At 51.2% G+C, this 12,945-nt stretch carries 11 protein-coding genes; 5 read left to right on the top strand and 6 right to left on the bottom strand.

Annotation, left to right across the window (positions count from 1 at the left end; translation table 11 throughout):
* Positions 1–21: 21 nt before the first annotated feature.
* The 4 genes from MMG03_RS06720 to MMG03_RS06705 form a co-directional block, all read right to left on the bottom strand.
* Positions 22–645: a PadR family transcriptional regulator gene (locus MMG03_RS06720; RefSeq protein ID WP_073160938.1), complete on the bottom strand. Its 624-nt coding sequence runs from the start codon at positions 643–645 to the stop codon at positions 22–24.
* Between the two features lie 184 nt (positions 646–829).
* Positions 830–2,005, bottom strand: a complete 1,176-nt coding sequence (locus MMG03_RS06715) for a multidrug effflux MFS transporter (RefSeq protein WP_249505933.1) — start codon at positions 2,003–2,005, stop codon at positions 830–832.
* 516 nt (positions 2,006–2,521) lie between these two features.
* Positions 2,522–3,346: a hypothetical protein gene (locus MMG03_RS06710; protein ID WP_249505932.1), complete on the bottom strand. Its 825-nt coding sequence runs from the start codon at positions 3,344–3,346 to the stop codon at positions 2,522–2,524.
* A gap of 310 nt (positions 3,347–3,656) precedes the next feature.
* The gene (locus MMG03_RS06705) at positions 3,657–5,519 is read right to left on the bottom strand and encodes a phosphoenolpyruvate carboxykinase (GTP) (RefSeq protein ID WP_073160944.1); all 1,863 of its coding nucleotides are present in this window, start codon (positions 5,517–5,519) and stop codon (positions 3,657–3,659) included.
* Between the two features lie 333 nt (positions 5,520–5,852).
* On the opposite strand from MMG03_RS06705, the gene glgC reads away from it, so the two are divergent.
* The 5 genes from glgC to trmFO all read left to right on the top strand — a co-directional run bounded on the left by glgC (position 5,853) and on the right by trmFO (position 11,172).
* Positions 5,853–7,103, top strand: coding sequence for a glucose-1-phosphate adenylyltransferase (gene glgC / locus MMG03_RS06700; protein ID WP_073160946.1), 1,251 nt, complete (start codon positions 5,853–5,855; stop codon positions 7,101–7,103).
* Positions 7,104–7,289: 186 nt separating this feature from the next.
* Complete coding sequence (locus tag MMG03_RS06695) at positions 7,290–8,096, top strand: NifU family protein (RefSeq protein ID WP_249505931.1); 807 nt, start codon at positions 7,290–7,292, stop codon at positions 8,094–8,096.
* 129 nt (positions 8,097–8,225) lie between these two features.
* The gene (locus tag MMG03_RS06690) at positions 8,226–9,278 is read left to right on the top strand and encodes an IMP cyclohydrolase (RefSeq protein WP_073160950.1); all 1,053 of its coding nucleotides are present in this window, start codon (positions 8,226–8,228) and stop codon (positions 9,276–9,278) included.
* A 62-nt stretch (positions 9,279–9,340) separates the two neighbouring features.
* Positions 9,341–9,796, top strand: a complete 456-nt coding sequence (locus MMG03_RS06685; RefSeq protein ID WP_073160952.1) for a hypothetical protein — start codon at positions 9,341–9,343, stop codon at positions 9,794–9,796.
* A complete protein-coding gene (gene trmFO / locus MMG03_RS06680; RefSeq protein WP_112132460.1) occupies positions 9,796–11,172 on the top strand; it encodes a methylenetetrahydrofolate--tRNA-(uracil(54)-C(5))-methyltransferase (FADH(2)-oxidizing) TrmFO in 1,377 nt (458 codons plus the stop codon). Before MMG03_RS06685 ends, trmFO begins: the two co-directional genes overlap by 1 nt.
* Here trmFO and MMG03_RS06675 read toward each other — a convergent pair.
* Positions 11,138–12,214, bottom strand: coding sequence for an alpha-hydroxy-acid oxidizing protein (locus MMG03_RS06675; RefSeq protein ID WP_101479230.1), 1,077 nt, complete (start codon positions 12,212–12,214; stop codon positions 11,138–11,140). The genes trmFO and MMG03_RS06675 overlap by 35 nt on opposite strands.
* A 7-nt stretch (positions 12,215–12,221) precedes the next feature.
* The gene (locus MMG03_RS06670) at positions 12,222–12,728 is read right to left on the bottom strand and encodes a hypothetical protein (protein ID WP_101479231.1); all 507 of its coding nucleotides are present in this window, start codon (positions 12,726–12,728) and stop codon (positions 12,222–12,224) included.
* Positions 12,729–12,945 lie beyond the last annotated feature (217 nt).

Here is a 12,945-nt window from a genome sequence, read left to right as displayed (position 1 = left end):
CCAGGCCCCCCTTAAAAAACATTATTTTTCAGTGCTTTCTGCAGAAACTTCACCATCTTCCATGTTGAAAGGACGGCTGCCGAAGTTGATGTAGAAATAACCATCCAACTTCTTGCTGCGCAGCGGGTCACGCAGGATGCCGATAGCGGCACGCACATACTTCAGTTCAACAAGAATGTGGTCACGGCTCATGCAGTTCAGGAACGGTCCTTCGGGATACAAGGTAGGACGCGGTTCGTTGGCGATCATCTTTTCGAGAGCCTCGATTTCCTGGACCAGTCGACGTTCGTGAGCTTCCAGAGTGCGAATAACTTCCTTGTTTTCGGCACCGAACAGGAATGCAAAACCCAAGGTACGGGGATCATCATTGAAGCCGGTCAAGTGTTTCAGCACTTCCTTTCTCAGAACGTCCCTACCCTTATCGGTAATGTTGAACACCACACGTTCCGGACGGTTACCGTCGCGTTCGGTGCGGCCCTTGATGCATTCATTCTTTTCGAGAGTCGTAAGGCGGTTGTAGACCGTCGAGGTGCTCAAGTTAGCCCATCTATCAAGTTCACGTTCACGCACTTCGGTAATGATATCATAGCCGCTGCGTTCATGCTCAAGGATAAGTCCCAAAAGCACCAAGTCATAACGATTCATAGCCCAATTCCTTCTTAAAGTACCCTTACAAAGTACCACTTGCAAAACTATTCCAAGTTGTAATATAGGCTTTTTTTTAAAGAGCGAACAAGAAAGTGTAATTTTTTTCGCACTTTTTTCTAATAATCTGCATTTTTCGGTGCGATTAAACAAAAAAATGGGGCTTACCGCCCCAATAGAACCGCTAACCTTTTTTAGGCATTTTAGCCTTGGCCACCAGCATAAAGACCATGGTCAAAAATCCACCGGTCACCAGCATGGCCGAAGCACTCACGGCAATATCGCCCAAGCCAACAATCGGCGAAGCGATACCGCCCATCAGAAAGCCGGCTGCCCCCATGGCGGCGGATGCGGTGCCTGCATTCTTGCGTTCGGCGTTCAAGGCCAGGGCGCTGGCGGGCGGCTGCATCAAACCGAACATGAAGGTCGTGACCATGAAGCTCAACTGCAACAGAGGCAGCGGCGCATGGGTCAAGAGGCAGGCGGCAACGGCAAGGCTTGCAAAGAACACACCGAAGCCCGCAATCTTGATGGCAGTGCGATCACTGCGGATCTTGCCGGAAGAGGCGCAGCCCACCGCCGTACAGAAGGCGATCAAGGCAAAGCAGAAACTAAAGCCCATGGGAGAAAGGCCATAGAGTTTCTGGAAAATAAAGGGCGACGAAGCGATGTAGCCAAACAGCACGATCATGGAAGCGGAACAAACCGCAAAATAGCGGACGAACTCCCTGTTGCGGAAGACGTCTACATACAAGGTAAAGCTAGAAAGTAACGGCCTCTGACTGCGACGGCGAGGCGCAAGACTTTCCTGGAACTTCCCTGCCATAAACAGCAAGATGAAACCGTAAACGAGAAGCACCGCAAAGGTTCCCTTCCAGCTCATAAAGTTCAGCAGGAAGCCGCCCAGCACAGGTGCTGCAATAGGAGCCACCCCATTCACGGCGCTGACCATGGCCAGGAACTTGGTCAGCACCGGGCCACGGTAAGAATCCGCAGAAACGGAACGGGCGATTACGATGCCGCCAGATGCCGCAAGACCTTGAATCAAGCGGCAGATATTAAAGGTGGCAATGTCCGGGCTCACGATACAGGCCATGGTACCGAAAACGAACAGCACAAGGCAAATCAGGAGCAGTCGCTTGCGACCATACTTATCGCTAAGAGGACCAATGAACAGCTGACCGATGGAGAGCCCCAGCATACTCATGGTAAGACTCAACTGCGAAGCAGAAGGCGTCGCCTTAAAGTAGTCAGCCAGGTTCGGCAAAGCCGGCAAGTAGAGGTCTGTAACGAAGGGCCCGAAGGCAGAAAGCATTCCCAGAAGGAACATCAAGAACGTGAATTTGGACTTGGAACTCACGAATTTATCCTTATAAAATCAACAGGAGCCTTACACCAAACAGCGGTTTCTCGTTGATTTCGCGTGCCAACGATAGAAATTTTCAGAAGTTCGTTCAAGGGAGTTTGCGGGCGATTCAAATGCGCGAAATCTCGCAGATTGGGCGAAACCACGCAAACTGGCGGTCTAAATGTTCAAAAAGCACTTCTTGACCGCCAAATTTTCAGTGTTTCTACCGCAGGGTGGCGGTCAAAACCACCCAAAACGACATTTTGACAGCCATTTTACCGCACAACACACGTCTTTGAGCACCATGCCACCCCAAAACTTGCGTGAACACATAAAAAATGGCGGTCTAAACGCCTAAATAACGTCTTTAGACAGCCATATTTCCACAAAATACCAGTAAATGTCCCCAAAAGTGGCGGTCAAATCCGAATAAAACCGATTTTCGACAGCCACTTCCACCTATTTTGACAGCATCTTTCGCCAAAAACACATCTTTACGCCTTACAGCTGAAACGTCCGCACAACGCCTCACAGCAGGAACTGCTGCACCAACAATTCAATGGTTTTCGAATTCACCGAGCGTACATCATTCTCCATGGTGTAAATCAAGTTGACTCCATGGATATAACCATCCATTGCATAGCTATCTAGCTTCCTAAAAGTTTTCACCTGGTAGTCCTCATCATTCATCCGCCCGAAGTGTTCCCAAATAAATTCTTCCCGAGTGCGGACGTTCAAGCATGTGAAATCCGGATAGACGACTCGCCCGCTTGATAGCCTCAACGGATATTCATAGCGGTACGGCACCCCCATCTGATTCAACATATTCGCGATGATGACTTCAGACTTTGAGCGGACTCGCTCCCCTTTGACGGTGGTCAGCAGAACTTCGTCTTCATAAAAAAGCTTCCCCTGATATTCCACCTTCTGCCAGCGTTCTGCGTAAAGATCGTCAGGTAGATAAATGGGACTAAGAAGCTGACAACGACCAGGTCCCTGTGCAGTGAAGCTATTTTCAATTTCTAGACGATTCAATTCCTGCAAGGCAAATTTCAACGAATCTGCACCGCGGGTAAACGCCTCCGTCATAGTCTCATTGTACGACCGTTGCGCCAACCCGCAAGCCAAGTTCCTCTGCGACGTCGGGATATAAGTCCCTCTTGATCCCACCTGCTTGCTATTCTCTGCCACATGAAAATACTGATATGAACCTCGGTGGGGCGAAACCCGAAGACGACCTATCGGGAAGGTCTTAAGCGTCGCACGAATTTTCTTTGCAGCCCCCTCCATTTCACGGATGCACGATTCCAACAGCGGCATAATCTTCGGAAAAGACATCTTCTGAATTTCCATACTTCTCATTTTTCCTCCAAACAAAAAAAGCTGCACTTTCTAGGCACCCAAAATCCAGTTCGCAAACCGTTATGGGGATATAGAAAATGCAGCTTAATTGACAAATAATTTGTCGTTTAATCTGGTATGGGTAATATAAAAAAAAACGGCTCGCAACCGTTAAGCTGCGAACCGTTTTAATGGCTAGATCCTTCGCCTTTCGGCTCAGGATGACACCTAAGACAATTATGCCTGGCGCTCTACGAGCGCAGTCATAACGCCTCGGTCATGCCGATTCAAGCGAGCTTGATCGGCGCGACACCGCGGCTGATTAAGCCTTATTGAGACGATCCTGGATCATGTCGATGATGTCGTTCAGTTCCTTCGGAAGGTGAGCGCCGAACTTCGGATAGTGATTTTCCTTAACGTCAGCGAGTTCCTTCTTCCAGCCTTCAACATCAACGGAAGTGATGGCGGGGAGAGTCTTCTTGTAGCATTCAGCGAGGCCTTCAACATTGAGGGCGCCGTCTGCCGGCATCAGACCAATCGGGGTTTCCTTAGCATTGTCAACGCCGTTGCAACGGTCGAAGATCCAAGCGAGGACGCGGCTGTTGTCGCCGTAACCCGGCCACATGAAGCCACCCGGAAGTTCTGCATTGTCAGCGTCCTTACGGAACCAGTTGACGTAGAAGATCTTGGGGAGCTTGTCTTCGGTAGACTTCTTACCGATTTCGATCCAGTGCTTGAAGTAGTCACCCATGTTGTAGCCGCAGAACGGGAGGATTGCGAACGGGTCGCGACGGATCTTACCGACTTCAGCAGCGTTAATGGTGGAAGCAGCGGTGATTTCGGAACCAACGATGGAGCCGAGGAACACGCCGTGGTTCCAGCTCAGAGACTGGTGAACCAGAGGAATGGTGGACGGACGACGACCGCCAAAGAGGATTGCGGAGATCGGAACGCCTGCCGGATTTTCCCATTCTTCAGCAATGCAGGGGCACTGATATGCCGGAGCGGTGAAGCGAGCATTGGGGTGAGCCATTTCTTCGCCCTTCGGAGCCTTGTCCTTGGGGAGAGCGTCACGGGTATTGCCCTTCCAGTCAACCAGCTTGCCAGTTGCAGGATAGCCGATACCTTCCCACCATACGTCGCCATCTTCAGTGAGAGCGCAGTTGGTGTAGATGGTGTTCTTTTCAGCAGAGATAAGAGCGTTCTTGTTGGATTCTGCGGAGGTGCCCGGAGCAACGCCGAAGAAGCCAGCTTCAGGGTTGATAGCGTAGAGACGGCCATCAGCACCAAACTTCATCCATGCAATATCGTCACCGATGGTTTCGACCTTCCAGCCCGGGATAGTCGGGATGAGCATAGCGAGGTTGGTCTTACCGCAAGCAGACGGGAATGCGCCAGTTACGTACTTAACTTCGCCCTTCGGGTTGGTGAGCTTGAGGATGAGCATGTGTTCAGCGAGCCAGCCTTCGTCGCGAGCGAGAACGGTAGCGATACGGAGAGCGAAGCACTTCTTGCCGAGCAGAGCGTTTCCACCGTAACCGGAACCGTAGGACCACACGAGGTGTTCTTCCGGGAACTGGGAGATGTACTTGAATTCGACGTCAGCGCAGGGCCAGATGCCGTTGTCCTTTTCGCCGTTGTTGAGCGGCTTACCAACGGAGTGGAGGCACGGAACGAAGTCAGCGTTCGGGTCAGCATTGAAGATATCGAGAACCTTCTTGCCGGCGCGAGTCATGATGTCCATGTTGAGAACGACGTATTCGGAGTCAGTGATTTCGATACCGTTCTTGGAGATTGCAGAACCGAGGGGGCCCATGCAGAACGGAATCACGTACATGGTACGGCCGTGCATACAACCCTTGTAGAGACCGGACATGGTCTTCTTCAGTTCAACCGGGTCGATCCAGTGGTTGGTCGGACCTGCGTCTTCTTCCTTAACAGAAGAGATGAAGGTACGGGATTCAACACGAGCCACGTCAGACGGGAGAGAACGGAACAGGTAGCAGTTTTCCTTCTTAGCGAGCTTAGTAGCGAGACCAGCGTCAACGCACTTCTGCATAAGAGTGTTGTATTCTTCAACGGAACCGTCGGTAACAACAACGTTATCCGGTTCGCACATTGCGATGACTTCTTCAACCCAAGCCTTGATCTTCGGGTGCTTGATGTCGTTCAGAGTAAGAGACATTATGAGCTCCTATTTGGTTAATGTTAAGGCGACCTGGACACGTTTTGCGCACAATTCGCCCTTTCGAGAATTTTCGAACGCTGAAAATGTATAAAAAAATCGGGTACGTCAAACGAGTTTTTTGTGAAAATGTGAGAAAAATCCTGTCCCGACCGCCCCCTGCAGTACGAGCCGAACCTATCGCATCCCCGTTTTAAAGTCTACTATTCCTGTATGAAACAAAAAATCTTACAAAAAAATTATTGTTTTTTCGCAAGAATCTCCCATTTTAGGCGAAAAATTGATAGATTAGGCAAGTAAATTTTTTCAAGCCATCCAACTATACGAGGCAATATGAGCTGGTCCTATTCTAGAGAACACCAGAAAAACATTCTCTGCATGATCATGGCCGGTGGCCAGGGCAGCCGTCTGCAGCCCCTCACCCGCGACCGTGCAAAGCCTGCCGTTCATTTCGGCGGTACTTACCGTATTATCGACTTCGTACTGAACAACTTCATCAACTCCGGCATCTTCAAGATCAAGGTTTTGACCCAGTTCAAGTCCGACTCCCTGAACAAGCACATTTCCGCCGCCTGGAACCTGAACGCCAGCCTGGACCAGTATGTGGACCTGGTTCCCGCCCAGATGCGTACCGGCGACGACTGGTATAAGGGTACCGCAGACGCCATCTTCCAGAACATCAACCTGATTACCGACGAACGTCCGGACCTGGTGGCAATTTTCGGTGGCGACCATATCTATAAGATGGACATCAACCAGATGATTGATTTCCACCTTTCCCGCGCAGCCCTCCTGACCATCGCAGCCATCCCCGTCCCGGTGGAAGAAGCTAGCGAATTCGGCATTATCGAGGTGGACCAGGACAACCGTATGATCGGTTTCGAAGAAAAGCCCAAGAATCCCAAGGAAATGCCGGGCAATCCGGGTTACTGCCTGGCTTCTATGGGCAACTACATCTTCACCAGCAAGTTCCTTGTACGTGAATTGATGAAGGGTGCAGAAAGCGGCGCTACCGACTTCGGCAAGCACATCATTCCGGCCCTCTACAAGGACTATCCGGTCTACGTCTACGACTTCAACACCAACATCGTTCGCGGCGAACAGTCCCGTACCAAGGGTTACTGGCGCGACGTGGGTACTTTGGACGCCTTCTTCGAAGCAAACATGGACCTTTGCTCCGAAAATCCGCCGTTCGATCTTTACAACAACTACTGGCCTATCCGTACCTTCAACTGGAACCAGCCTCCTGCACGATTCTTCGCAGGCGATAACGAAGCTCATCAGGGCGCAGCTATTGACTCCATCGTGTCTTCCGGCTGCATCATCGGTGGCGGTACCGTGGTCAAGAGCATCCTCTCTCCGGGCGTATCCATCCAGAAGGACGCCATGGTCGAAGAAGCAATCCTCTTCCCCAACGTGACTATCGGCCCGGGCGCAAAGGTTCGCAGAGCCATTATCGAAAAGGGTCTGCATATTCCGGCCGGTTTCGAAATCGGCTACGACCTGGAACGCGACCGCAAGCTGTTCCACGTGACCGAATCCGGCATCGTCGTGCTGGCTAAGGACACGATTATTAAAGCTTAAAGGTTAAAGGTTAAAGGTTAAAGAATGCCCCGCGAAAGCGGGGCTTTATTCGTTTAATCGCTGCTGCCGGAGCTGCGAGAGCTACCCCCGCGTGGGCTCCATAAAAAGAAAAAAGAACGGTTCTTCGAGCCTACGGACAAGAGGCGAAAGGATTTCTCTAAAGAAAAATTTCTAACTTTTTAGCGTATGAGTGAAGATGTAACAAGCACACTTTCTCAAAAGGTGCAAGATATTGCAAAGTCCCCCAAGTATCGCGGGGCAATCTTCCAGATCGAGGCCGACGAAAAGGGCCTGGCACTGGTGGATGTGAAGGAAGCAAGTCTCAAGGTCTACCTGATGATCGACCCGGACTGCGACAAGATTCTCGAAACACGTTTCTTTACCTATGGCGGTCCGGTATTCACGGCCCTGGCAGACACATTCTGCAAGAAGATCCAGATGGTGACTGTAGACGACGCCTGCAAGATTACCGCAGAATCTATCGAAGAAGAATTGCGAGACGTTCCCGAAGTTCGAGCCATTGCAGCAGACGCTCCTGAAATCGGTCAGATGAACAAGCTGACTGCAAGAATTCTTGAGGAATACCCCGAGAAGAAGGCTACAGCCATCATCATCCGCGAAAAGATGGAACGCATCAAGTACCGCACCCAGACCGCAGAAGGTCGAGCCGAAGCCGATGCCGAATGGAACGCCATGACCAAGATCCAGCAGATCGAAAAGATCGAGGAATGGCTCCACAAGTCTGTCCGCGGAACGCTGCAGGGCGACGGTGGCGACCTCGAAATTCTGGACCTGGTAGACGGCAACCGCCTGAAGATCCGTTTCCAGGGAGCATGCGCCGGCTGTGGTAGTGCCATGGGCGGAACCTTGTTCTACATCGAAGACGAACTAAAGAACAATGTCTATTACAATCTGGTTGTAGAACCCGAAGACCCCCTGGATAACATCAACCCGGATGCCTCCGTATTCGGCGGTGAACCTTCTGAAACCTAAAGGTTTCAATTATGAATTACGAAGTACGAGATATAGGCTTTCACAAGTGCGGCAGCGCCGTCAAACAAAATCTCATAATTCATAATTTATAACTCATAATTTTATTAACTAACCCCCAAAGAGGATAATATGTCTGAAGAACTGAATCTCAAATTCGTTGACCCGGTACCCATGCGCTATGGTGAAAACTCTCACCAGTCCGCCGTGTTCTACCGCGACCCCACTTGCACCGAAGCTAGCCTGGCTACCGCTAAGCAGCACTGGGGCAAGGAACTGTCCTACAACAACATTGTTGACGCAGACGCAGCCCTGGAAATGGCTCGCGAATTTGCAGGTTCCAATGCAGTCGTGATCGTTAAGCACATGAACCCCTGTGGCCTGGCTACCGGCGAAAACCTCCGCGAAGCTATGGAAGCTGCATGGGCAGGTGACCCGGTGTCCGCTTTCGGTTCCGTGATCGCTGTTACCTCCAAGGTTGACCTGAACACTGCCGAATTCCTCAAGGGCAAGTTCGTGGAAATCCTCCTCGCTCCGGCATTCGACGACGACGCTCTCGAATTCCTGAAGAACAAGTCCAAGGACATCCGCCTCCTGGAAGTTGGCGAAATCAAGAAGGCCACCACTTGCAAGGTTTACAAGCATGTGATCGGCGGTATGCTGGTTCAGGATCGCGACGTTGACGTTTACGAAAAGTTCGAAACCGTTACCAAGGCTCAGTTCCCGAAGAACAAGGAAGACCTGGCCCGCTTCACCTGGATCGTTACCAAGCACACCAAGTCTAACGCCATTGTCATGGGTTACGAATACAAGCCCGGTTACTTCCAGATCATGGGTCTTGGCCCCGGTCAGCCCAACCGCATCGACTCCAACCTCCGCCTCTGCCAGCCCCGCGTTCGCGACAACGTGGCCCGCATGGAAGAAGCCAAGGAATTCTTCGACGCCGAAGGCAAGCTGATCAACGAAGCTGGTCTCAAGGCTCTGGAAGCCAAGGTGTTCAGCGAAGTCGTTATGGGCTCCGACGCCTTCTTCCCGTTCCCGGATAACGTTGAAGCCGCTCACGACGCTGGCGTTCGCTACATCGTGCAGCCGGGTGGTTCCAAGAAGGACGACCTGTCTATCGAAATGTGCGACAAGTTCGGCATGGCCATGGTCTTCACCGGCATGCGTCACTTCCGCCACTAATTTCATTAATCAGTTGCGTCGCCTCGTGCGGCGCGACTCTTTCGAATTTTTAATAGGTATCCATGATTCCAGTATCCCAAAGGGAAGCAAACCAGAAAGAAAAAGATTTGTACTACGCTGTACTTTCTTTTTTGAAGAAGATTCGTAAGGCCGGCAAGACAACCGACAAGGAATGGAACGAATACCGCTCCAGTCTAAAGGGTATCGCCGCCAACTCCGACATGGGCCGCGCCGCAGACATGTGGACTATGGACAACCTGGACCAGTTCCAGCCCGACAAGTCTCAGCTTCCTCCCCTAAACGACATGGAAACCATCGCACGGGTTTCGCCCGAATTTCTGTCCCAGCTGATGGAAGCACTCTATTACGGCATGCTGAACATCACCCAGGCCAATATGATTTCTGATGAAATCCAGGATGCTGATCCAGATTGCGTCACCTCGGCATCTCTCGAAGAACTTCTCGTGAAGCTCTGGATCGGAAACGCCAAGACTTACAGAAAAATGGTGATGAACTAATGACTCAGAAAGTTCGTGTGATTGGCGGCGGTCTCGCCGGTTGTGAAGCAGCACTGCAGTTAGCAAGTCGCGGTTTTGAAGTTCACCTTTACGAAATGCGCCCGGTAAAGCCGACCCCCGCCCATCGTGACGGCCATTTGGCCCAGCTGGTCTGCTCCAACAGCTTTAAGGCCCTCGGTGTCACAAGCGCCCACGGACTTCTGAAACAGGAATTGAGAATGCTGGGCAGTTTTCTCATGGAATGCGCCGCCGAAGCAGCCGTTCCCGCAGGCGATTCCTTGACCGTAAATCGCGACATCTTTAGCGAACTGGTAGAAGCACGCATCGCGGCCTGCCCAAACATTACCATGCACCGCGAAGAAGTGACGTCGCTTGAAGGCGACTGCCCTACCCTAGTGGCCGCAGGCCCCCTAGCCAGCGATACTCTAGCCGACGATATTTTCAAGCGTCTGGGCAGCGACCGTCTGCACTTTTACGACGCCATCGCTCCCGTGGTAGAAACCGACTCCATCGACTTTGACCACGCCTTCTATATGAACCGCTGGGAAAAGGGCGAAACCGCAGACTTCATCAACTGCCCCCTAGATCGCGAAACCTACGAGAAATTCGTGGCAGCTCTTGTGGATGCAGAATCTGTGGAACCCCGCCCCTACGAAAAGCACGAACTGTTCGAAGGCTGCCTGCCGGTAGAAGAATTGGCTCGCCGCGGTTACGAAACTTTGCGTCATGGCCCTATGCGCCCCATCGGTCTGGGCCTTGGCAATAACGGCAAGCTTTGGTACGCCGTAATCCAGCTCCGTGCCGAAAACAAGCAGAAGACTTTGTACAACATGGTAGGTTTCCAGACCCGCCTCAAGTGGGGCACCCAGAAGGAAATCTTCACCATGGTGCCGGCCCTGAAGAACGCAAACTTTGCGCGCCTGGGCTGCATGCACCGCAACACCTTCATCGATTCGCCCAAGTTCCTGGACAAGACTTTGCGACTGCGCCCGGAACTGGAATGCGCCAAGGATATTCCGCCTACTTGGTTTGCCGGCCAGATTACAGGTTCCGAAGGTTACACCGAAGCAGTGGCCACCGGTTGGTATGCCGCATGGAACATGGCACAGACGCTGTTGCACGGTCATGCTGACCCGCTGCCTGACGAAAGCTGCATCGGTGCCCTAATGAACCGCCTGGTAGAAGAAAACGAAGATTTCCAGCCCATGAATTTCAACTTCGGCCTCCTCCCCCATCACGAAGGCCTGAAGAAAAAGAACAAGAAGGAAATTCTTGGAGCCGCTGCAGAACGCGCTGTGCGCCAGTGGATTGCAGAACGCACCATCGGCAACGCAAGGTTTATTAACCCGCAGGCAGACGAATCATCGAACGATTAATGTCTGCAATTTTTCGGGCACCGCACATGTACATGGTGTCCTCAAGTTCAGCCTTGATCTTGTCCAGGTAGATTTCGATGCCTTCCTGGCCTCCACCGTAGTACGAGATAAGCACTGGGCGGCAAATGAGGCAGGCGTCGGCGCCCATAGCGAGAGCTTTAAAAACGTCCAGGCCGGAACGGATTCCACCATCAACGAGAATCTTTGTCTGGTGAGCTGCGCCGGAAACTGCACCCGCTGCGCGACTTGCCGCGTTGGCACCTTTAACAGCGGCGACGATTTCCGGAAGAACCTCGGCGGTAGCGGGCGTATCCGAAAGAACTCGACCACCATGATTAGAAACGATGATGGCATCGGCACCGGCATCCACGGCCTTCAGGGCGGTACGTGCGCTCATGATGCCCTTGACAATAAAGGGAACCTTGGCATAAGCCTTCAATTCCTGCAGATCTTCGATGGTCTTGGTTCCGCCACCCTTGCCGTTAAAAGTCTTTAAGTGCGGAAGACCAGCGCTATCCACCACAACGCACATGGCCTGGGGCAAGCAATCCTTATACAGGTCCATCAAACCCATGATACCTTCGTTGGTTCCCGGATTGAAAACAGGAATTCCATTGTTCCCATGAGCCTTGCCCGATTCAATGGCACGGTCCCAAATACGCTGGTCGCGGCCATTGCCGTAGGCATGGAAAATTCCACGAGTCTCGCAGGCGGCCATGCACTTTTCGTTGAAATCCGCCACGTCGTCGGTGGGGTTAAACTGCATGGCAATAGACCCGATAGGAGCCGTAATCAAAGGGAAACTCAACTTCAATCCCAGCAAATTGGTGCTGGTATCGATAGGTGTATTGGGCACGAAAGTGTCCACATTCAGCTTGATCTTTTTCCAAGCATTATAGTTATCGTTAGCACCGTTTCCCGGAGCCTTGGAGCCAGGGCCCGGCATAGTGTTCTTGCAGGCCAAACCGTTGCAGACAGGGCAAACCTGGCAATTGGGGCCAATGTTCTTGCGGGCGTTTTCCAAAACTTCTGAATAATTCATAAAACCTCTAACGAACAGAAGAACCCTCTAAAGCCTTCTTCCGGCGCAAACCCTCATTAACAGAAACAGTGTCACCACTTTCACACACAAAATGCTTAATGGCCCCATCCGACACAATATGATCCATATCGCAATAACCAACAGTACGCTGCAAAGCATCGAAAGTCGAGCCCACATACTTGATGCTGCAAGTCTCATTCTTCTTGCCCTTGGCCGACAAGTCGCAATACCAATGATTAAAATCAAAATAGCTCAGGTGAATTTCTTTTTCGTTGTAAATCGTTTCACCAAGACAAATATCGTTGCATTCCTGCAAGTCATCGATATAACGAACGATATTCTCTTCGCATTCAGAATACGCCCTGCCAGACAGACGCTTCACATTAAAAACAGGATCGCAATGATAAGCCGGATCGGCACAAACTCCATTGCAAGAGTCGCCAGTACTATCAGAGCATGCCCCCACCAAAACGGCAAACGAAGCAAAGCAAATACCCAATAAAATCTTATTCATACCGCCAATATATAAAATATCGACCAATCAAAAAAAGCAGACACGGAATCCAAGCTTATTAAATGGGTGGACGTCAAAATAACAAGCGCTAACTATAAAATAAAAGGTGATGGTTTATATACCCTTCAAAAGATACATCTTTTGCGAAGTCCTTGTCAAGAAGGCTATTTGCCTTTTCTTCATCGATGGTTTTGTAAATTTATCTGCACTTTTGTAA

The organism is Fibrobacter sp. HC4 (assembly GCF_023373925.1).
Taxonomy (GTDB): domain Bacteria; phylum Fibrobacterota; class Fibrobacteria; order Fibrobacterales; family Fibrobacteraceae; genus Fibrobacter.
This window is presented reverse-complemented; position numbering and strand designations above follow the sequence as displayed.